19 protein-coding genes are annotated in these 20,970 nt (G+C 69.8%); 6 read left to right on the forward strand and 13 right to left on the reverse strand.

Translation table 11 applies throughout. From position 1 onward, the window contains the following. The first annotated feature begins 12 nt into the window (after window positions 1-12). Both JIG36_RS23830 and JIG36_RS53355 read left to right on the forward strand, forming a co-directional pair. A complete protein-coding gene (locus JIG36_RS23830) occupies window positions 13-2,961 on the forward strand; it encodes an alpha-mannosidase (protein ID WP_203378582.1) in 2,949 nt (982 codons plus the stop codon). Window positions 2,962-2,968: 7 nt separating this feature from the next. Continuing rightward, window positions 2,969-3,091, forward strand: coding sequence for a hypothetical protein (locus JIG36_RS53355; protein ID WP_268919670.1), 123 nt, complete (start codon window positions 2,969-2,971; stop codon window positions 3,089-3,091). Here JIG36_RS53355 and JIG36_RS23835 read toward each other — a convergent pair. From JIG36_RS23835 to JIG36_RS23850, 4 genes are all read right to left on the reverse strand, one after another. Beyond that, on the reverse strand, window positions 3,069-4,019 hold the full coding sequence (locus JIG36_RS23835) for a hypothetical protein (RefSeq protein WP_203378583.1): 951 nt from the start codon (window positions 4,017-4,019) through the stop codon (window positions 3,069-3,071). The two genes, JIG36_RS53355 and JIG36_RS23835, sit on opposite strands and share 23 nt — an antisense overlap. After that, on the reverse strand, window positions 4,012-4,515 hold the full coding sequence (locus tag JIG36_RS23840; protein WP_236048109.1) for a SigE family RNA polymerase sigma factor: 504 nt from the start codon (window positions 4,513-4,515) through the stop codon (window positions 4,012-4,014). The genes JIG36_RS23835 and JIG36_RS23840 overlap by 8 nt, the downstream gene beginning before the upstream one ends. Continuing rightward, the gene (locus JIG36_RS23845) at window positions 4,512-5,522 is read right to left on the reverse strand and encodes an endo alpha-1,4 polygalactosaminidase (RefSeq protein ID WP_203378584.1); all 1,011 of its coding nucleotides are present in this window, start codon (window positions 5,520-5,522) and stop codon (window positions 4,512-4,514) included. Before JIG36_RS23845 ends, JIG36_RS23840 begins: the two co-directional genes overlap by 4 nt. 104 nt (window positions 5,523-5,626) lie before the next feature. Further along, the gene (locus JIG36_RS23850) at window positions 5,627-7,228 is read right to left on the reverse strand and encodes a beta-1,3-glucanase family protein (RefSeq protein WP_307872885.1); all 1,602 of its coding nucleotides are present in this window, start codon (window positions 7,226-7,228) and stop codon (window positions 5,627-5,629) included. 223 nt (window positions 7,229-7,451) lie between these two features. On the opposite strand from JIG36_RS23850, the gene JIG36_RS23855 reads away from it, so the two are divergent. Both JIG36_RS23855 and JIG36_RS23860 read left to right on the forward strand, forming a co-directional pair. After that, the gene (locus tag JIG36_RS23855; RefSeq protein WP_203378586.1) at window positions 7,452-8,333 is read left to right on the forward strand and encodes a TolB family protein; all 882 of its coding nucleotides are present in this window, start codon (window positions 7,452-7,454) and stop codon (window positions 8,331-8,333) included. A gap of 52 nt (window positions 8,334-8,385) precedes the next feature. Next, complete coding sequence (locus tag JIG36_RS23860) at window positions 8,386-9,831, forward strand: cellulose binding domain-containing protein (RefSeq protein WP_203378587.1); 1,446 nt, start codon at window positions 8,386-8,388, stop codon at window positions 9,829-9,831. 15 nt (window positions 9,832-9,846) lie between these two features. Here JIG36_RS23860 and JIG36_RS23865 read toward each other — a convergent pair whose 3' ends face one another. From JIG36_RS23865 to JIG36_RS23890, 6 genes are all read right to left on the reverse strand, one after another. Further along, on the reverse strand, window positions 9,847-10,794 hold the full coding sequence (locus JIG36_RS23865; protein ID WP_203378588.1) for a glycine betaine ABC transporter substrate-binding protein: 948 nt from the start codon (window positions 10,792-10,794) through the stop codon (window positions 9,847-9,849). Window positions 10,795-10,807: 13 nt separating this feature from the next. Further along, window positions 10,808-11,569: an ABC transporter permease gene (locus tag JIG36_RS23870; RefSeq protein WP_203378589.1), complete on the reverse strand. Its 762-nt coding sequence runs from the start codon at window positions 11,567-11,569 to the stop codon at window positions 10,808-10,810. Beyond that, the gene (locus JIG36_RS23875; protein ID WP_438870750.1) at window positions 11,569-12,714 is read right to left on the reverse strand and encodes an ABC transporter ATP-binding protein; all 1,146 of its coding nucleotides are present in this window, start codon (window positions 12,712-12,714) and stop codon (window positions 11,569-11,571) included. The genes JIG36_RS23870 and JIG36_RS23875 overlap by 1 nt, the downstream gene beginning before the upstream one ends. Window positions 12,715-12,799: 85 nt before the next feature. Then, window positions 12,800-13,444, reverse strand: a complete 645-nt coding sequence (locus JIG36_RS23880; RefSeq protein ID WP_203378590.1) for an ABC transporter permease — start codon at window positions 13,442-13,444, stop codon at window positions 12,800-12,802. A 401-nt stretch (window positions 13,445-13,845) separates the two neighbouring features. Beyond that, window positions 13,846-14,805: a GDSL-type esterase/lipase family protein gene (locus JIG36_RS23885; RefSeq protein WP_236048110.1), complete on the reverse strand. Its 960-nt coding sequence runs from the start codon at window positions 14,803-14,805 to the stop codon at window positions 13,846-13,848. Next, window positions 14,805-15,905: an SGNH/GDSL hydrolase family protein gene (locus tag JIG36_RS23890; RefSeq protein ID WP_236048111.1), complete on the reverse strand. Its 1,101-nt coding sequence runs from the start codon at window positions 15,903-15,905 to the stop codon at window positions 14,805-14,807. Before JIG36_RS23890 ends, JIG36_RS23885 begins: the two co-directional genes overlap by 1 nt. A 200-nt stretch (window positions 15,906-16,105) precedes the next feature. Here JIG36_RS23890 and JIG36_RS23895 point away from each other — a divergent pair, with 200 nt between their 5' ends. Next, window positions 16,106-17,545, forward strand: a complete 1,440-nt coding sequence (locus tag JIG36_RS23895) for a glycoside hydrolase family 43 protein (RefSeq protein ID WP_203378591.1) — start codon at window positions 16,106-16,108, stop codon at window positions 17,543-17,545. 37 nt (window positions 17,546-17,582) lie between these two features. Here JIG36_RS23895 and JIG36_RS23900 read toward each other — a convergent pair whose 3' ends face one another. The 3 genes from JIG36_RS23900 to JIG36_RS23910 all read right to left on the reverse strand — a co-directional run bounded on the left by JIG36_RS23900 (window position 17,583) and on the right by JIG36_RS23910 (window position 19,780). Further along, window positions 17,583-18,245 (reverse strand): SanA/YdcF family protein, encoded by a 663-nt coding sequence (locus JIG36_RS23900; RefSeq protein ID WP_307872886.1) that lies wholly within the window; start codon window positions 18,243-18,245, stop codon window positions 17,583-17,585. Window positions 18,246-18,299: 54 nt separating this feature from the next. Next, window positions 18,300-18,713, reverse strand: a complete 414-nt coding sequence (locus JIG36_RS23905) for a hypothetical protein (protein ID WP_203378592.1) — start codon at window positions 18,711-18,713, stop codon at window positions 18,300-18,302. A 206-nt stretch (window positions 18,714-18,919) separates the two neighbouring features. Then, window positions 18,920-19,780: a helix-turn-helix domain-containing protein gene (locus tag JIG36_RS23910; RefSeq protein WP_203378593.1), complete on the reverse strand. Its 861-nt coding sequence runs from the start codon at window positions 19,778-19,780 to the stop codon at window positions 18,920-18,922. A gap of 121 nt (window positions 19,781-19,901) precedes the next feature. On the opposite strand from JIG36_RS23910, the gene JIG36_RS23915 reads away from it, so the two are divergent. After that, entirely contained in the window at window positions 19,902-20,963 is a 1,062-nt protein-coding gene (locus JIG36_RS23915; protein ID WP_236048112.1) for an SDR family NAD(P)-dependent oxidoreductase, read from the forward strand. The last annotated feature ends 7 nt before the right edge of the window (window positions 20,964-20,970 follow it).

Consider the following 20,970-nt stretch of genomic DNA (forward strand, 5'->3'; position numbering starts at 1 on the left):
GCGAAGAGGACCATGCACAACAACGACGACATCTCCATCGCCCGTGCCCGCCGTGCCCTGCTGGAACGCATCTGGCCCGCCGTGCACGCCGAGCGGATCGCCCTCGACGTCGAGGTTTCCGTGTTGCCGGGCGAGCCGATTCCGCCCCGGGATGCGATCGCGGGCACCTTTGAGCCCTATCGGGTCGGGACACCCTGGGGGCGGGCGTGGGGGACAACCTGGTTCCGCGTACGGGCGGAGGTGCCGCCGGAGTGGGCCGGGCGCCGCGTCGAGGCGATCCTCGACCTCGGCTTCGACCATCCACGACCCGGCTTCCAGTGCGAAGGCCTGGTGTACCGCCCGGACGGCACCGAGGTGAAGTCGGTGAACCCGCAGAACCACTGGGTGCGCGTCGACGGCGATGCGGTCGACCTCTATGTGGAGGCCGCGTCCAACCCCGTGATCCTGGTCGGCCGGCAGTTCCACGCGACCTGGCAGGGTGACCTCGGCACCGCGAGCGACCGGCCCCTCTACACGACGCGGGCCATGGACCTGGCCGTGTTCGAGCCCGAGGTGCACGCGCTGGCGCTCGACGTCGACGTGCTCCTGGGGTTGCAGGGCGAGCTTCCCGAGGGGCCGCGCCGTGCCCGCGTGTTGCAGGCGCTCGACGACGGCCTGGATCTGCTCGATCCTCGTGACATCGTGGGCAGTGCTCCCGCCGTACGGGAACGCCTGCGCCCTGTTCTGGAAAGCCCGGCCGAGGCGAGCGCGCACCGGATCGCCGCGGTCGGCCACGCCCACATCGACTCGGCGTGGCTGTGGCCCGTGCGCGAGACCGAACGCAAGGTGGCCCGGACGGTGAGCTCGATGCTGGCGCTGATCGAGGAGACCGACTCGTACGTCTTCGGGATGTCGAGCGCCCAGCAGTACGACTGGATCCGCCGCACCCGGCCCGACCTGTGGCGGCGGGTGGTCGACGCCGTACGCGCCGGTCGTCTCCTGCCGCTCGGCGGGATGTGGGTCGAGAGCGACACCGTGATGCCGTCGGGCGAGTCGCTGGTCCGCCAGTTCCTTTATGGACAGCGCTTCTTCGAGCGCGAGTTCGGCATCCGCAGCCGGGGCGTGTGGCTGCCCGACAGCTTCGGATATTCGCCGGCTCTGCCGCAGCTGCTGCGCCGGGCGGGGTTCGAGTGGTTCTTCACCCAGAAGATCTCGTGGAACCAGACGAACGACTTCCCCCATCACGCGTTCGTGTGGGAGGGCATCGACGGCACCGGCGTGCTGACCCACTTCCCGCCCATGGACACCTATGAAGCAGAGCTCTCCGGCGCCGAACTCGGGCGGGCGGCGCGGAAATTCCGGGAGAACCGCATCGCGCCGGCCTCGATCGCCCCCACGGGTCACGGCGACGGTGGGGGCGGCACCACCCGCGAGATGGTCGGGCGTCAGCAGCGTACGGCCGATCTGGAGGGCAGTGCCCGGGTGGAGTGGCGGCATCCCGACGAGTTCTTCGCCGAACTGGCGACGCTGGAGGACCGGCTGCCACGATGGTCGGGCGAGCTGTATCTCGAACTGCATCGGGGCACGCTGACCACGCAGCACGCGATGAAACAGGGGAACCGCCGCCTCGAGCATCTGCTGGCCGAGGCCGAGATGTGGGCGGCGAGCGCGAATCTGGTGCGGGGGGCCGATTATCCGTACGGGAAACTCGACGCGATCTGGGAAGCGGTGCTGCTCAACCAGTTCCACGACATCCTCCCCGGCACCTCGATCGCCTGGGTGCACCGGGAGGCGCGGGAGCAGTACGCGGAGCTTGCCGAGCGGGCCGAGGCCCTGATCGCGCGGTCGCTCGGCGAACTCGTGGGCACCGGTGACATGAACCTCACCGCCCGGGCGTCCGGAGCCGTCGACCCCGCCCGGCCCGTCACGGAGCCGGCGCGGCCGCGCGAGGACGAGGACGGCTGGCTGCTCGAGAACGACCTGGTTCGCGTACGGGTCGATCGGCGTGGCCTGATCACGTCGGCCGTCGACCTGGGCACCGGCCGGGACGCTGTCCTTCCCGGTCGTGCGGCCAACCTGCTGCAGGTGCACGACGATCGGCCGAACCAGTGGGACGCGTGGGACGTCGATCGCTTCTATCGCAACAGCCGTACGGATGTCATCGATGTCACGGCCATCTCGACCGGCCCGGGTGTGATCACCGTCGACCGGCCGCTGTCGGCGGTGTCCCGTGTCCGGCAGACGATCTCGCTCGACGGCCGGGTGGTCCGGCTGGAGCAGGAGACGCACTGGAACGAGGACGAGCGGTTCCTCAAGCTGTCGTTCCCCCTCGACGTGCGGGCCGAGCAGAGCGTGGCCGAGACCCAGTTCGGTGTCGTCTCCCGCCCGACCCACACCAACACCAGCTGGGAGGATGCCCAGTTCGAGACGTCGATGCACCGCTTCGTTCTGGTCGAGGAGCCCGGATTCGGCGTCGCGGTCGTCAACGAGTCGAGCCACGGCTACGACATCACCCGGGTCCGGAGCGACCACGGCTGGGGAGTCGACCTGCGGCTCTCGCTGCTGCGGGCGCCGATCTTCCCCGACCCCGGCACCGACCGGGGCTTCCACCGGCACGAGTTCGGTCTCGTCATCGGCGCCGACATCACCGGCGCGCTGCGGGCCGCGACCGCGCTCGGCCACCCCGACCGCCCCCTGCGCGGCGCGCGGACAGTCGAACCGATCGTCCGCCTCGAGGGCGAGGGCCTGGCCATCTCCACCGTGAAGGCCGCCGCCGACCGCTCGGGCGACATCATCGTCCGCCTGCACGAGCACACCGGCGCCCGGGCCCGGGGCCGCCTGATCCTGAACTTCCCCGCCGGCGCCGCGCGCACGGTGACCCTGCTGGAGGAGCCGCTGGACCCCGGACGTTCCGACCTCGCCGTCGAACTCGGCCCGTTCGAGGTGCAGACCTGGCGCATCACCCCGGCTCCTGCAGTGTGATGCGTCCGTGACGCGCCCGGCCGGCCAGGAGAAGCCGGCGACGTTGTTCCGTGTGGTCGGCGTCTCGGGCGTCGCCGGTCCACCGGGCGGCGGCGACGCGGCCGGGCTCACCTCGGGTTGGAGCGGTTGAGGATGTGCACGCCGGCCGCGAAGCGCAGCAGGTCGTTGTCCGAGATGGCCAGCGGGGAGCGGACGGTGACCTGCAGAACGGCGTCCCAGTCGGTGACGGCCACCTCGAGCATGGTGCGGCGGGCGTCCCGGGTGAGCCGCGCGTCGTAGGCCGCCACCTTCTGGTTCGTGGTCGGGAGCTGGTACTGCTTGCGCAGCACCACGCTGAACGCCCCGTCGCGGAAACTCATCGTGGAGGCGTCGACCGTGTCGGGGGTGAGGCCGGCGGGGGAGTAGTCGAGTTCGAACGGTGGCAGCACCTCGATCGCCGCGCTCGTCAGCGCATTGGCGAGGGCGACGACCTGCTGCGGGGTGTACGTGTCGTCGGTGGCCAGTTGCAGCCAGCGGCCGGGCGCCTCCGGCCAGTAGAGGATGTACTGCTTGGCCGGCTCCACGTCGATGGTGCGCAGCCGGCCCTGGTGGCCGCGGACCGTCCAGGCGGACTCGTCGGCGGCCGTGGTGAACACCGGCTTCGTGGACGTCACCGTGACCATGGTGTCGGCGTGGCGGCGCAGGTCGGTCGCCTCGAAGAAAGCGGTCGGCGTCCCGGCTTCCAGCGTGGCCACGGGCGCCCGCATGCCCTCGGTGGGCGGGAGGGCGTACGGGAAAACCGGGTTTTGAAAGCCCTCGACCAGCGTGACCGGGCTCGCCGCCGAGGAGGAGAACGCGGCCGGAGGGGGCAGCGGCGGGCCGGAACGGTTGAGGAGCACCGCGGTCGCGGGCAGGCCGACGACGACCACCGCGGCCAGGCCGGACAGCTGCACGGCGAGGCGACGGCGGCGGTAGCGGCTCGACCGGCGGTGCACCTTGCTCAGCAGCTCGGTGTCGCCGGGGGCGTCGGTGGCCGCGCCGTGCAGGCTCTGGGCGAGCATCCGCTCCACGTCATCCATCGCCGACCAGCCCCTTCTCGGCCATCACGGTGCGCATCCTGGCAAGGGCGCGAGCGGCCTGCGACCGTACGGTGGACTCGCCGCAATCCAGCAGAGCGGCGATCTCGGGGTCGGGCAGATCGCAGTAGAAGCGCAGCACGAGCACGGCCCGTTGCGCGCGGGGCAGGCCGGACAGCAGCTGCCACATCTGGTCGCGGGCCAGCACGCGGGTCTGCGGCTCGTCGAACACGGCCGGCTCGGGCACCTCGGCCAGGACCGCCTCGCGGTAGGCCCGGCGCCGCCGCCAGGACAGGAACTGCCGCAGGATCGCCTTACGCACGTACGCCTCCGCGTTGTGCATCTCGGCGATCCGGTCCCAGCGGCGGTGCAGCCTCGCCAGGACCTCCTGCACGAGGTCCTCGGCGAGGTGCGGGTCGCCGGACAGCACGTACGCGAATCGCAGCAGCGCCCACCCGCGGGTCTGCACGAACTCGTCGAAGCTGTCCGGACCGCTCAACAGGCTTTGAACTTGTACGAGCCCGAGCCGGGAGTGGTGACGTTGACGTCGCGCAGCACGATCGAGAGCCGGCTGCCGAAGCCCGAACACGCCTTGGTGAAGCCGTTCTGGGTGTACTCGATCACCACCACATTGTTGCCGTACGTGGAGGTGTAGGCATCACATTCGTCCCATTCACCGCACTCCTCGGCGACCGCGAAGTCGAAACCGGCCGTACGGGATTCGCTCGTGCTCAGGTCGGCGGTGTTCTTCTGGCCGACGGCAAGACCCTTTCCATGCGCGTACGAGGTGAGGGAAGCGGCGTAGGCGAGCGCGTCGGCCTTCTTGAGCCGGCCACCCGACCGGCTGAACGAGTCGAGGTTGTCGGGCTCGACGCCCTTGAAGCCCTTGCTTGCGCACGTGGTGATCCAGGCGCCGACGACCTGGGTGAGTTCGGCCCGTTTGGCGGCCGTCGAGTAGTCGAGCAGGTATTCGTCCCAGTCGGGATCCTCGACGGGTTTGCCCTTGCTGTCGCGCAGCAGGACGTTCGGGTGGTTGGTCTCCCACCACTGCTTGGCCGCGTCGTCCGACTGGGTCTGGAAGGCGTTGACGTAGCAGATGTTGTAGAGCCCGGGCGCGACGGCGGCGGTGTAGTCGCGGCTGACCACCGTGACACCCGCCGGCGGCGTGTAGGCGCCGCCGATCTGGTAGTCGAAGCCCGCGTTGGCCGGCGGGGCAGCCCAGGCGGCCGCCTTGGTCGTGGTGGGTGTCGCGGCCGGGGCGGTGGTCTTGGCCGGGGCTGTGGTCCCGGTCGGCGTCGGCGCTGTGGTCTTCGTGGGCGCTGTGGTTCGGGTCGGCGCCGGGGCCGTGGTCTTCGTGGGCGCCGCGGTCTTCGTGGTGGCGGTCGGCGCGGGCCGGCCCTTCCCACCGCCGCGGCGGGTGCCGGCTTCCGCGACCCCGATGCCGGCGGCAACAACCGCCGCGGCGGTGGCCGCCACGACCAGCGCCTTGGTTCTCCTGGACGCCATGCGCGAACTCCTCGAGTGAACTGGGGGGCAACTCTCCTCGAAGAACGCGCCGGGCGGACGCTGCCGCTGCCACGCCCGCCCAACTATTTTCCGTGATCTTGCGGCTACCCCTTGTGCCACTTCTGGTTGGCCGAGCCGGCGCAGTCCCACAGCTGCAGGCGGGCGCCGTCGTTGCCGTTCCAGTCCTTGATGTCGACGCACCGGTTCGAGGCGTTGTTGACCAGGTCGCCGGCGGCCGACAGGGTGAACTGCTGGGCCCCGGTGCCGTTGCACGTGTAGAGCTGGATCGGCGCGCCGTTGCCGGTCGCCCCGGCCGCCACGTCCAGGCACTTGCCGCCGGCCTGCAGGGTGGTGCCGTTGAAGGTCCACTTCTGGGCGGCCGAACCGTTGCAGTTCCACATCTGGATCGGGGCGCTGTCGACGAAGTTGCCGCTGGGCACGTCCAGGCACTTGCCGTTCCAGTCGCTGACCACGGGCACCGCGCCGCCGGCCGGGGGCGGGGTGGTGCCGCCCGCGCCGAACGGGGTCAGGATGATCGAGGCCGAGCGCGGGTCGCCGTCGTGCACCAGCGACTCGAAGTTGCCGACGTCGTCGAACGCGAACGCGTACGCCTTACCGTCGACCATGTTCTGGTGCATGATCCGCGCGTAGTGGTTGGGCGCGCTGTTGGTGAAGAACTGGGCGGCGTTGGTCGACGGCTGGGTGTCGACCGTGCCCAGCGTGCCCCGGTTGAGCGCCGCGCACAGCGTGCGGGCGATCGGGCCGACCACGTTGTCGTTGGGCGCGAACAGGTCCTTGTCGCAGCCCCAGACCGAGGAGTTCGACGGCTTGGTGAACGACGCCACCTGCGCGCCGCTGCTGTTGGTGAAGCGCATGACGTTGCCCGACGTACGGCCGAAGTATTTGACGTCGGGCTGGTCGCCGAACGGAACCACGGTGAGTGTCTTGCTGGTGTAGGCGTTCCAGGCTGAGGTGATGTACGCGTCGAGGTAGGTCGAGCTGAACAGGCCCGCCTCGGCCGCTTTGCCCGGGGCCAGCGCGCGCAGCACCGTGCCGTCGGACCGGGTGTAGACCGTGCCGGCCCAGCCGGCCTGGGCCTTGAGCGCGTTGAAGACCTTGTTGCGGCCGTCGCTGACCAGGTCGCCCTCACGCTTGGTGGCTCCGTCGGCGCCGGTCACGGTGACCGCGTGCGGAATCGAGAGCATGTCGACCTGGGTGCTGTTGAGCCACAGACCGCCGTCGTCGTAGGTGAACTCGCTCCAGTCGAACAGGATGTGGCGGTTCGGGTCGCCGCTGGTCCAGGGCGCGGGCTGCACGAAGCCGTCCGGGGTGAGCGACAGCTTGAGCTTCTCCCCGAGCGAGAAGTAGACGCGCCCCGAGAAGCCGCGCGGGAACCGGATCGTGGTCGAGCCGCCGCTACCGGGCCCGGCCATGGCCACGTCCGGGGCCGGTGAGGGCGGGAGGGAGCCGGCCGGCCAGGGCGTGAACGTACCGGCCTGATTGACGTAGCCGAGCCGTCCGGTGTTGACGTTGGTGCCGATGACGTACAGGTAGACGGCCTCACCACGGCCGGTGTTGTTGGTGACGGTGACCGGGAGGATGGCGGGCCCGATCGCCCCGGCGGGCTGGGCCGCCACCGCGACGCCGACCGGCAGGCTCACCGCCAGCGCGGCGAGAGCATGGACGAGCCGTTTCCTGAGACGCACAGAACCTCCTGGGGGAGACGAGGACACGCCGGGCCCTCGGCGGAACGAGGACACGCCGGACCGACCGCACGGCCGAGCCGCAGGGGATGGTCGGGAGAGCGCTCTCAGGATCGAACTGTTAACAACGCGTGTCAATAGGCGACCGTGGATGTGCTGCTCGCCGGTGGCCGTGGCCCAAGGCGGGCGGCGCATACTGGCGATCTTCGACCGGGGAGCCGATGTCATGGGAAACGCCCGCACGCTGTTCGACGGCCAGACCTGCCGCATTCACGTTCTCGACGTGGACAGCGGCCGCGCGACGCTCGTACACGAAGGCTCGGAGGTTCTGTTCGAAGCCCCGAACTGGACCGCGGACGACCAGCTCATCGTCAACGGGGACGGGCTGCTCTGGAGCCTGCCCGCGGACGGTTCGGCGCCGCCCCGGCGGATCGTTCTCGAGGTGCCCGAGCTCAACAACGACCACGTGCTGGCGCCGGACGGCGAGACGATTTTCCTGTCCGCCAACGACGGGCAGCTCTATCAGGCGCCGTTGACGGGTGGTCCCGTGAGGCGGGTGACCGCGAACGACGACCGCAAGCACTTCCTGCACGGGGTCAGCCCGGACGGCGGCTCCCTCGCGTACGTGGGAATCGAGAATTTGAACTTCGACACCGGCACCCTGTGGACCATCGGGGCCGACGGGACGGGGGACACCCGCCTGACCATGGCCGGCAGCGGACCCGACGACGGCCCGGAATACTCGCCCGACGGTGGCTGGATCTATTTCAACACCGAGCGGTTCTCGACGGCCAAGGGGCACGCGCAGATCGCGCGGATCCGGCCCGACGGTACGGGTCTGGAGCAGCTCACGTCCGACGAGCGGGTCAACTGGTTCCCGCATCCGTCACCCGACGGCGACCGCACCGTCTATCTGAGCTTCCCGCCGGGCACCCAGGGCCATCCGGCCGACCGCACCGTCGAACTGCGCCTCGTCGAGGGCGATTCCTGGCACGCGCCGCGCATCCTGGCCGAGCTGCCCGGCGGTCAGGGCACGATCAACGTCAACAGCTGGTCCCCGTACGGGCGTCGATTCGCCTATGTGGACTATCCGCTGAAGCAGGGGTAGCTTAACCGGTTAATGCATCGACATCAGTCGATTAAAGCCGGGAGTGTGTCCGATGCGCACAGGCAGCCTGACGATCGCGGCCGCCGCGGCCCTCGTGGTCGCCGCGGGTGTGGTTCCCGCCCGCGCGCAGGCCGCGGCCGGGTGCCGGGTCACCTACGAGGTGACCAGCCAGTGGCAAGGCGGTTTCGGGGCCACGGCCGACGTCACCAACCTCGGCGACGCCCTCACCGGCTGGCAGCTGACCTGGTCGTTCCCGGCCGGCCAGACCGTCACCCAGCTGTGGAACGGGACGGTGGCCCAGTCCGGCCCGCGGGTGACCGTCACCAACGCCGGCTGGAACGGCAATCTCGGGGCCGGCGGCACGGTCTCGGTCGGCTTCAACGGATCGTGGAGCGGCGGCAACCCGGCGCCGACGGACTTCGCGCTCAACGGGGTCCCGTGCAACGGTGGCGGCACGACCCCCACGACCCCGCCCGCCACCGACGTGCTCGGTCAGGTGAGCACGGTCAGCCGGGTGCGGGCCGCGGATGCAGCGGTTCAGTACACGTGGCCCGGCACCTACTTCGAGGGGCGGTTCCGGGGTACGAGCGTGGGGCTGATCCTCAACGACGCCACCAATGACTACACCGTGCAGGTGGACGGGGCGACCGTCGCGACGATCGTGACACCGGGCCGCACCACGTACTGGATCAGGAACTTGGCCGACGGCGACCACACCGTGCGGCTGGCCAAACGCACCGAAGGCCAGTGGGCGGCGGGGGAGTTCGGTGGTCTCGTCGGCACTGTGCTCGGCAAACCGGCGTTGCGCAGCCGGCAGATCGAGTTCATCGGTGACTCGTGGACCGCGGGATACGGCAACATGTCGACATCGCGCGACTGCACCAGCACCGGCGGCCTCACCCGCAACTCCAACGCCGACGTCTCCTTCGGCGCGCTCACCGCCCGCGGGCTGAACGCCGACTACCAGATCAACGCCTGGTCCGGGCTCGGCATGGTCCGCAACTACAACGGCCAGGGCACGGACAATTTCCGTACGTACTACGAGACCGACCTGCAGGCGGTGTTCAACAGCCAGGTGTGGCCGGTGCCGAGCTCGTGGCGCCCGCAGGTGGTCGTGGTCGGCCTGGGCATCAACGACTTCTCCACCGCGCTCAACGCGGGCGAGAAATGGGCCAGCGTCGACCAGTTGGCCGCCGACTACCGGGCCGCCTATGGCGCGTTCCTCGACAAGCTGCGGGCTCGCTACGGCGCGAACACCTTCCTGGTGCTCACCTATCCCGACCTGTCCTATCAGACTACGGCCCTGGCCGATGCGATCCGTACGATCGTCCAGGGCCGTAACGACGCCGGCGACGCCCGGGTGTCGGCGCTGTTCTATGACAACACCGCACTCGGGCTCGACCTGCTCGGCTGCGACTGGCATCCGTCCCAGCGCGACCACCGCATCCTCGCCGACGCCGTCACCCGGCACCTGGCCGGTCTGCCCCTGGGCTGGTGAGACCGGACCGGCCGGTCAGAGCAGCTTCTGGTCCTCGAGCCACTTCTCGGCGACCGTCTCGGGGCGCTGGCCGTCGACCGAGACCTGCTTGTTGAGCTCGGTCATGGCGTCCTGGGTGAGGGCGGCCGAGATCGGGTCGAAGATGGCCTTCAGGTCGGCCGCGTGGGCGTCGTAGTACTCCGAGCGGAACACCGGGGACGCGTTGTAGAGCGGGAAGAAGTTCTTGTCGTCCTCGAGCACGACCAGGTCGAGGGCCTTGATCCGGCCGTCGGTGGTGAAGACCTCACCGAAGTTGCACGGGTCCTGCTTGTCCGTCGAGGTGTAGACGATGCCGGTGTCGAGCACGGTCACGTTGTTCGCGGGCAGCTGGAAGGCGTACTTCTTCTGCAGGCCGGGCAGGCCGTCGTCACGGGTGGAGAACTCGCTCTCGACGCACATGGTGGCGTCACCCGGCTTCGAAGCGGCCAGAGTGCCCAGGTCGGAGACGGTCTTCGGGCTGCCCAGCTTCTCGGCCGCCTTCGAGCTGTAGGCGATGCCGTACGTGTTGTTGAACTTCGCCGCGTTCAACCAGACCAGCTTGTTCTCCTTCAGGTCGCGCTCGGCGACCTTCTGCCACTGCTCGGCGCTGTCCGTGATGGGCGTGGTCTCCTTGAAGAAGCTGATCCATGCGGTGCCCGTGTATTCCCAGTAGACGTCGACGTTGCCCGAGGTCAACGCGGCCCGGGCGGCGTTGGTGCCGCCCAGGTTGGTCTGGTCGGTGACCTTGGCGCCGGCCTTCTCCAGGGCCAGCTTGGTGATCTGGCCCAGCACCAGCTGCTCGTCGAAGTCCTTCGAGCCGACGATGACCGTGGTGCCCTTGAGCGGGCCGTCCGCGTTGCTGCCGCTGTCGTCGCCGCAGGCCGCGGAGGCGAGGGCCAGGCCGAGGCCGACGGTGGTGGCGGTGATCTTCTTGCCGATATTCATCTGTTTTCCTCTTCTAGAGGCCACGCGGGGTGAGCAGTTCTTCCACGACGCCGGCCAGGTAGTCGACCAACAGGGCCAGGCCGGAGGCCATGACCGCGCCGACGACCAGCACCGGCGTGCGGTCCAGCTGGATGCCCTGGAAGATGACGTAACCCAGCGCCTGGACGCCGAAGAACGTCGAGAGCGTGGCGGTGCCGATGTTGATGATCAGAGCCGTGCGGACGCCGGCCAGGATGACCGGGACCGCCAGCGGCAGCTCGATGCGCGTCAGGGTCTGCCATCCGGACAGGCCCATGCCGCGCGCGGATTTCACGAGCGTCTGGTCGACCTGCTGCAGGCCGACCATGGTGTTGCGCAGGATCGGGAGCGCCGAGTACGCCACCAGGCCGAACACGATCGACTTGAACCCGACGCCGGCCAGCAGCACCACCAGCGTGATCAGGCCCAGCGAGGGGATGGCCTGGCCCAGGTTGCCCAGAACCAGCACCACCGGCGCGACGAACCGCGCCCCGCGCCGGGTGGCCAGGATGCCGAGTGGCACCGCGATCACGATGACGATCAGCGTCGACAGCGCGGCCAGCTGCAGGTGTTCGATGACCCGGTCGGTCAGCCTGGCCGCGTTCAGCGTGCGCTGCTCGATGCTGTCGAGATCCTGTGCCGAGACGTACGCGTAGAGCGCCAGCCCGACGACCGCCAGGAAGACCGGCATGCCGAACCATCGCAGGGCTCGCCGCGGACTGTGCTCCGCCGGCGTCGCCATCACGTCGACGGCCATCAGCTCGGCACCTTCGCCGCCCGGTAGAACTCCGGCGCCGACCGTGTCGCCACCATGACCGTCTCGAAGTCGAGCAGGCCCTGGAAACCGCCGCTGCGGTCGACGACCAGGGCGACACCCGCGTTGGAGGTGAGCATCTCGTTGAGCGCTTCCGACAAAGTCGCGCCGGCCTGCACCACCGCGGCCACCGGCTCGCCGGCGGAGGACAGGTCGGAGCCCTCGAGGTCGCCGGCGTCGACCCAGCGCTGCGGGCGGCCGTCCGCGTCGAGCAGCAGCAACGCCGCCCGGCCGGAGGAGCGCAGGCGCTCGCGGGCCGCGGCCACGTCACCGTCGATGCGGGCGGTCGGCGCCCCGGTGTCCAGCCCGACGTCGCCGACCCGGCTCAGGTGCAGGCGCTTGAGCGACGCGCCGGCCCCGATGAAGTCCTCCACGTACGGGCTGGCCGGGTTGCTGAGGATGGCGGCCGGGGTGTCGAACTGGGCGATCTGCGAGCGCTCGCCGAGGATCGCGATCCGGTCGCCCAGCTTGATCGCCTCGTCGATGTCGTGCGTGACGAACACGATGGTCTTCTGGACCTGCTGCTGCAGGCGCAGGAACTCGTTCTGCAGCCGGTCGCGGGTGATCGGGTCGATCGCGCCGAACGGCTCGTCCATGAGCATGACCGGCGGGTCGGCCGCCATCGCCCGGGCCACCCCGATGCGCTGGCGCTGACCGCCGGAGAGCTGCTTCGGGTAGCGCCCGCGGAACTCCGACGGCTCCAGCCCGACCATGTCGAGCAGTTCGTCGACGCGCTCGCCGACGCGCCGCTTGTCCCAGCCGAGCAGCTTGGGCACGGTGGCGATGTTCTCGGCCACGGTGAAGTGGGGGAACAGGCCGATCTGCTGGATCACGTAGCCGATGCGCCGGCGCAGGGCGTCGGGGTCGGCGTTCGTGACGTCCTCGCCGTCGAGGAAGATGCGCCCCGACGTCGGCTCGATCAGCCGGTTGATCAGCTCCATCGTGGTCGTCTTGCCGCAGCCGGACGGGCCGACCAGCACGACGATCTCGCCGCGTGGCATGTCCATCGACACCTGGTCGACGGCCGGGTGGGGCTGGCCGCGGTAGGTCTTGGTCAGCTTGTCCAGCCGGATCATGGGTTCGGTCATCGGATCCCCCGGTTCGTTGGTGCGGTCATCGGATCCGCCGTGCCGTGTCCGTTGTTCATCGGGTCTGCCGGGTCGTGGCCTTGGTTCATCGGATCCCCCTCGCCGTGGTCACGCGGCGCAGCAGGATGAAGAAGGCGTCGAAGAGCAGGGCCACGACGACGATGCCGAGCGTGCCGCCGAGAACGAGGTTGAGCGCGAACGGGCTGCCCAGCGAGCGCAGCCCGCGGAAGATCTCGTTGCCCAGGCCGGGGCCGTTGACGAGGGCGGCGATGGCCGCGATGCCGACTACGACCTGCGTCGAGACCCGGACGCCGGTGAGGACCACGGGCCAGGCGAGCGGGAGCTCGACCCGCAGGAAGCGGCGCCACGACCCCATGCCCATGCCACGCGCGGCCTGCAGCACACCCCGGTCGACCGAGCCGAGGCCCACGACGGTGTTGCGCACGATGGGCAGCAGCGCGTAGAGCACGAGCGCGACCACGGCAGGCGGTGTCCCCAGGCCCAGCAGCGGGATGAACATCGCGAAGAGCGCCAGGGACGGGATCGTCAGCAGCGTGGAGGACACGGCGAGGATCATCGGGCGCAGCCGCGCGGACCGGTGGGCGAGCACGCCCAGGGCGCAGCCGAGGACCAGGGCGATGCCGATGGACATGGCCACGACCATCACGTGGTCGACGGCCTCTTCGAACAATGGCTCTGCGTTGTCGGTCAGATACTCGTAAAAATCCATAGGCTCTCATCGGGCCGGGGACAGATTAAAGGCGCACAGCCGAGGCCGTGCGCCGGCGATTCAAAAATTCGTCGTCGACCATAGTTGATCAGGGCAAGCGGAACCATCATAGGGGCCGTTCCGGCCCTGCTTCATGACAGTCTCATGACAAGTGCGCAATGATTTGACAATCACCACGTTGGATGGCTATGGCCCGCGTTAATGGTTTCGAAACAGACACAATATACAGTCATGGGGTTGCGGCGGTGCAGCTCAGGGGTTTGGCGCGCTGACCTTCCGCGTTGATATGATCGCGTTGAGTGCATATATGTGAACATTCTCGCGCGGACGCGCTGTGTCGCTGAAAAGTTGCGTGACACCGGATTTTGAGTCCGTGATCACACTGGTGAACTCCAGGGGATCTACGCATTCAGATAGGCCGCGAGCGGGATATTCTGCTCGCGCAGAGCGGTGGTGATAAGACCCGCGATCTGTTTCGCACCGGCCGCCTCGAAGTGCGTGTGGTCGTTGCAGAAGAACGCGCCGACCGCGCCCGCCGTGTAGTCGCCGTTGTTCGGGCACAGCCGCAGCGAGTTGTAGAGAGCCACGCTCCGGGCGTGCAGATCGATCACCGGTACGCCGTTGGCCGCGGCCGCCTCCTTCGTCTGGGTCACGAAGCCGCGGTTGCCCACCGCCGTACTGCCGCTGCAGGTGATCGCCGCGACCGGGGTGACGAGGATCGGCTTGACGCCGCGGTTCTTCGCGGCCGACACCATCACGCCGAGCAGCTCCTGGAAGCGGGCCGGGCCGACATGTCGCGGGCAGTTCGCGTCGCCGTCGTTGATGCCGAACTGGACGATCAGGTAGTCGCCCGCCTTGAAGCCGGTGGTGGTGTTGAGCATGGCCGACCACCGTGAGCTGTAGGCGGTCGAGCTGAGGGTGCACTCGCCGGCGGTGTCCTTCGCCGAGGTCACGTTGCCCTCGTACAGCCAGGTCTGGATGCTGCGGCCGCCGACGGCGCTGTTCTGCACGGTGACGCCGGAATTGAAGTACGGGGCGAACTGGCTGCCCCAGCCGATCGGGCAGGTGCTCGCGTTCATCATCGTGGAGTCGCCCGCCATCCACACCTTGACCGGTGCCGCGGCCCGGAGATTGGTGAGTGTGTAGTTGGCGGCGCAGGCCGGGGCGGTGACGGCGGCGTGGGCCGGGGCGGGGGTGATGCCGAAGCCACCGGCCGTGACAGCCAGGGCGGCGGTCGCGAGGGCCCGTCCCATCAGGGCTGGGCGCTTGGTCGGGGTGTCGTACCGGGTCGGAGTCGTGTGCTTGGTGGGAGCGTCGCGCCGCGTCGGGGTCGTGTGCTTGTCAGGAGCTTCGCGCCGCATCAGAGCCTCGCCCTCAGGATCGGGATGAGCCGGTCGGCGATCGCCTGGTGGCCCTTGTCGTTGGGGTGGACGGAGTCGCTGAGGCCGTCCGACGGGAGCCAGCCGGTCGTGTCCACATAGAACACGTTCGCGTCGCCGGCCGTGGTGCGGGCCTGCACGGCGGCCTGCGTCTCGACCGCGTACCGGCCGATGAAAGTGCGCAGGGCGAAGAGCTTCGCGTACGGAAATGTGGCCCGGATCCTGGCCAGGAAAGTCGTGTACCTGGCCTGGAAGTCGGCGCCGCTCACGCCGTGGCTCTTGTCGTTGGTGCCCAGGTTGATGACCACGCCGTCGGCGGTGTAGCGGGTGAAGTCCCACTGGTCGGTGCCGGCCTGCCCGCCGCTGGACATCCAGTAGCGTGTCTCGTGCGCCCAGCAGCCGTCCGTGGTCTCGGACAGGCACATGCCGCCGATCGCGATCTGGGTGTGGTCGAAGCCGAGTTGCTCGCCGGATTTGAACGCGTAGTCGGTGACGGCCAGCTGGCTGCTCGTCGTGCCGGCCGTGATCGAGTCGCCGACGAACTCGACCAGGCGGGGGCGGGCCGTCGGCTTGACGGTGGTCGCGCCCGCGTCGAGCGTCAGCCCCTGGAAGACGGCGTCGCCGGTGTAGGAGCCGGCCACCTGCCGATAGCTGACGGTCAGAGTGTGGTTGCCGGCGGCCAGAGCGGTGGGGGTCAGGTTGATCGTTCCCGAGCCGGTGAACGCGGTGAACGCTTTGCCGTCGATACTGGCCCACAGGGTGATGGTGTTGCGCTGCTTGAGTTTCACGGTCCGGCCGGTGAACCCGACCCGGAGGTAGGCGCCGGCCCAGTAGGGCACGTACGCCGAGGGGTTGGTCTTGTTCCAGCGCCCGACGAAGCTGATGTTGGCGTCGCCCGGCGAGCCGTCCCCGGTCGCGGCCAGTGCTACCTGTGCTTCTGGTTGTCCGTCCGTGGTTGCGGCCCGTGCTGCCGGCGCTCCTGGTGTCCCGCCTGCAGTTGCGGCCCGGGCCGGCGGCGCGAGTGTCCAGCCGGCCAGCGCCGTCACGACGATCATGGCCACCCAACTCAGGCGACGTCGCATTCCGTGTTCCTCTCGCGTCCTAATCGGGAGCGCTCCCACGTGCGCGATGGGTCAAATCGTCGTATGGATATAGACGGATGTCAATGAAAAGGAAGGTTGCCCGAAAGGCTCGTTTCCGCCGTCATGCGCTGCCGGGCGGCTTACGATGCATCGACGGAGCCCGATCCCCCAAGTGTGGGCCCGCCGATGGAGGTATCCCCATGCCCCGAATCGCTCCCCGCCGGTGGTGGCTCGCGCTCGTCGCGCTCACCGGGCTGGTCCTCACGTTCGCCGTGAGCGGCCTGGCCCGCGCCGAACCGGTGTCCACGCTGGCCGCGGGCACGTTCCGCAACCCGGTCGGCGTCAAACCGGACCCGTTCATGACGTACTTCAACGGCAGCTACTACCTGACGATGACCGAGGGCGACTCGATCAAGATGCGCCGTTCGGCCAGCGTGGCCGGGCTGCTCAACGCGCCCGCCACCGAGGTGTGGCGTGACACCAACGCCTCGCGCAACAAGGAGGTGTGGGCGCCGGAGTTCTACCGGCTCAACGGCCTCTGGTACATGTACTACACCGCCGACGACGGGGTGGACGAGAACCACCGGCTCTACGTGCTCGAGTCCAGCGGCGACAACCCGCTCGGGCCGTACCACTTCAAGGCGCGCCTGGTGCCCCCGAACCGCGACGTGTTCGCCATCGACCCCGGCATCATGCAGCACAACGGGCGGCTCTACCTGGCCTGGGCCGGCACCAACGCCTACCAGCACAACGGCATCAACGTGGCCCCGATGTCGAACCCGTGGACGGTGTCGGGCAACGCGGTCGCGATCAACGCCGCCGGCGGCTGCCCCGAGGTGCGCGAGGGTCCCGAGTTCCTCTACCGCAACGGCCGTACGTGGATGACCTACTCCGCCTGTGACACCGGCAAACCCGACTACCAGGTCTGGCAGTTGAGCATCGCCGGCACCGCCGACCCGCTCAACCCGGCCAACTGGCAGCAGCGCAGCGGCGCCGTCTTCGCCCGGTCCGATGCCCGCGGCGTGTTCGGCCCCGGTCACCACGCGTTCTTCAAGAGCCCCGACGGCGCCCAGGATTGGATCGTCTATCACGCCAAGACGACCAGCGTCTTCACGTACACCAACCGCACGACGCGGGTGCAGCGCATCACCTGGAACGCCGACGGCAGCCCCAACCTCGGGGTGCCGCTGGCCATCGGCGCCACCCAGGACCTGCCGTCCGGAGACCCCGGCCCGTCGACCTCCTGGATCAACAACGACGGCCGTACGAGCGGAAACGGTTCCCTCACGTACGGCGGTGCGTGGAGCTCCGGCACGGGCTGCGCCGCCCAGTGCTTCTGGGGCGACGACCACTGGAGCGGGGCCACTGGCGCGACGGCGACGTTCACCTTCACCGGAACCCAGCTGGCCCTGCTCTCGGTGCGCGACGTCGGCAACGGCATCGCCGCGATCAGCGTCGACGGCGGCGCCGAGCAGAGGATCGACTTCTACAACGCGATCCGGGTCGGGGAGGCGCTGAACTGGCTCTCACCCAAGCTCGCGTACGGAACCCACACCGTCCGCGTCCGCGTGACCGGCGAGCGCAACGCCGCCTCCAACGGCACCGTCATCAGCATCGACCGGGCCGAGATCTGGTCCTGACCCTCCGAGCCTTGGTCGCCGGAGCTGACGGGCCACGTCAGCTCCGGGCCAGGGCGGTCTCGACCGCCGAGCTCCGGGGCGAGGTGACCGCCGGGGGCCGCTGTCGTACGGCGTCCCAGGCGGCCTTCCCGCTCGCGAAGTAGTCACGCACCGACTTCTCCGCGAGCAGTGCCCGGCCACAGCCGTCGCACCGCGCCCGGACGCCGTCAACGTCCAGCCCGAGGCTGCGGCAGAGCGTCACCGCGCGCGACAGGTGGTAGGACTGGGTGACAATCAGGGCGCGCCGCACCCCGTAGACGTCCCGGGCCCGCACGCAGGAGTCGTAGGTGTCCAGGCCATTCGGGTCGGCCACCACCCGGGCGGGGTCGACCCCGAGGGTTCCGGTCAAATAGGCGGTCATCGCGGCCGGTTCGTCACCGGAGTCGCCACCGCCGTCACCCGAGACCAGCGCCACCCGGGCCCGGCCACTGGTGACCAGTTCGGCGGCGGTCTGCAGGCGCCCGGCCAGCCGCGCTTCCGGCTGCCCACCCGCACCGACCGTCGTCCCCAGCACTATGACCACGTCAGCCGTGGGCGCATCAGCGGCATCATGCACATGCCCCACGGCGGCGGTGGTGGTCCAGATCCAGGGCGCGCTGACCATAAGCAGCAACACCACGCCACCGACCAGCCACCGCCGTCGCTTGACTTTCGAACTCACCGGGGCAGCGTAGGTGTCCCTGTCACGTCGCCTGGCACCGCCCGGACGTGAGGATTACTTGGCGCCGTCGCGGAGGATGTAGAGGCCGCGGGCTGAGGTGCGGGCGGCCTGCAGCCACTGCGGCAGCTTCTCGGTCAGGAGCCAGGCGACCTCGTCCGCGTCGTCGTCGCCGTCGGGGAGGAGGTCGCATTCGTCGTGGACGCGGGTGATGTCGAACGCGGCCAGCTCGGCCTCGATGCGGGCCACGTGGGCGGGGTCGGCGTACATCGGGAAGGGCCACGGGTCGCCGGCCGTGGTGGGCCAGGGGCGCGACCACAAGTCGGCCAGGGCGGTCAGGCCCCACGCTGCGAAGGCGGGCGTCAGCTCGTCCCAGTGCCGGCCGGGCAGGGTTGCCTTGCCCACCGGCGGGTCGGTGGGGACGACGCGGGAGGGGTCTACGGCGTACGCCGTGAGGTATTGCTCGGCCACGGCGGCCATTCTGGACCACGCCGGCATCAGCGCGCGGTCGGGGCGCCAAGCGCTGTTTGTAGATGGGTGAAGGCGCCGCCGCTTTCTGCGCCCGCCTTCCGCGTCCGCTCGTCGGGCCCTGTCGGCACGCGCCGACGTGCCCGGCCGCTGTCCGCTGCACCCCGTCTCAGCGTCGCCTCAGGAGTGAGATCGGCACTGGCTCGGCGTCACTTCACGGGGCGGGGTGCGGGGTGTTCGGCCTGGATGCCGTGTGCCAGCAGGGCCAGGGCGTCCTCGGCTTCCGAGCCGGGCTTTGCCAAATAGACGAACAGCGTCTGGCCGGGGTCGGGGAGGCTCAACGCCTCGCTGGCGAGCTCTATGCGGCCGATGATCGGGTGATAGAGGGTCTTGGCGTCGTGGCCCTGTTCGGTCACCAGGTGGTCGGCCCACCAGCGGCGGAAGTGCTCGCTGTGCATGGACAGTTCGCCGACCAGTTCGGTGGTGCGGGGGTCGTCGGGGTAGCGGGCGGCGTCCATGCGCAGCGCGCCGGTCATCGCTGACGCCGTTTTCTCCCACGCGTCGCCCCACAGTGAACGGGCACCCTCGTCGAGCACCAGCCAGCGGGCGGCGTTGCGTTGCCGGGCCGGCATGGCGTCGAAGTCGGCCAGCAGCAGGCGGGCCATCCGGTTGGTGGCCAGCACGTCGGTGCGACGGCCCAGCACGTACGCCGGAACGTCGCCGAGCTGGTCGATCAGGCGCAGCGTGCCCGGGTGCACCACCTGCGGGCGCGGCGAGCGGCGGCGGGCCTGGGGTTTGCCGCGGGCGACGGCGTGCAGGTAGGCGGTCTCGGCCGGGTCGAGGGAGAGGGCAGCGGCGATCGCGTCGAGCACCGGCTCCGAAGGCGTGATGTGGCGGCCCTGCTCGAGGCGCGTGTAGTAGTCGACACTGACCCCGGCCAGGGCCGCCAGCTCCTCACGCCGCAGCCCGGGCACCCGCCGCGCCGGCCCCGAGGGCAGCCCGGCCGCCTCCGGGGTGAGCGCGGCCCGGCGCGCGCGGAGGAAGTCGCTGAGCTCCTCGTTGTGGGTCATGACTCCCATGGTCGCCCATGGTCGCGGCCGCTGAGACGGCAAAGGTGGCCCACCGCGTCCTAGGTTCCGGTGGGCCGGTTATCGCCGTCCCGGGCGCCGTCGCCGGAGCTGAGATCGAGGCATGACAAACGAGAACGGCACGACGAACGAGAACAGCGCGACCTACGGCGGTGGCGTGGCGAACGAGAACGGCACGACGAACGAGAACAGCGCGACCTACGGCGGTGGCGTGGCGAACGAGAACGGCACGACGAACGAGAACAGCGCGACTTACGTCGGCGGCGTGACGAACGAGATCGGCGCGACGAGCAGCAGCGGCGTGGCGAACAGCGGCGGCGCGACGAACGAGATCGGCATGACGAACAGCGGTGGCGCGACGAACGGCGGTGGCGCGAAGAACAAGGTCTGGCTGGTCACCGGGGCCACATCGGGCTTCGGGCGGCAACTCGCCCTCGCCGTCGCCGGGCGTGGCGACGCCGTCATCGCCACCGGACGCCGCAAGGACGCCCTGGCTGAGCTGGCCGCGCTGAGCGCGCACATCATCCCGGTCGTCTCCGACATCACCACCGCTGACGGCCGCGCCGCGATCCGCGAGGCGGTCAACGCCGCCGGCGGGCTCGATGTGCTCGTCAACAACGCCGGGTACGGGCTGTTCGGCGCCGTCGAGCAGGTTGGCGACGCGGCCGCCCGCGAGGTGTTCGAGACGCACGTGTTCGGGCCGCTCGCGTTGCTGCGGGACACACTGCCCGTGCTGCGCGAGCGGCGCGGCCACGTCATCACGCTCTCGTCCGAGCTGGCCGTCTACGCCTGGCCCAGCTCGGGGCTCTACTCGGCCAGCAAGGCCGCCGCCGACCTGCTGTCCGAGGCCCTGGCCATCGAGCTGGCGCCGGCCGGAGTGCGGGTCACGGCGATTCAGCCCGGCACGTACGCCACCGAGTTCGGCCCGCAGTCCCTCGCACGGGCCGTGGCGCCGGACGACGTCTACGCCCCGACGGTCGGCGCCTTCTTCGCCGCGTTCCAGGCCAAGCCGGCGGCCGAGTTCGGCGACCCGCGCGAGGTCGTGGACGCCATCCTGGCCGTAGCCGACGACGAGAACCCGCCGGTGCGCGTCGCGGTCGGGGAGGAGGCCCGCACCACGATCCGCGACGCCCTGAGCCGGCGGCTCGACGAGGTCAGCAGATAGATGGCAG

The organism is Paractinoplanes ovalisporus (assembly GCF_016834655.1).
GTDB lineage: Bacteria > Actinomycetota > Actinomycetes > Mycobacteriales > Micromonosporaceae > Actinoplanes > Actinoplanes ovalisporus.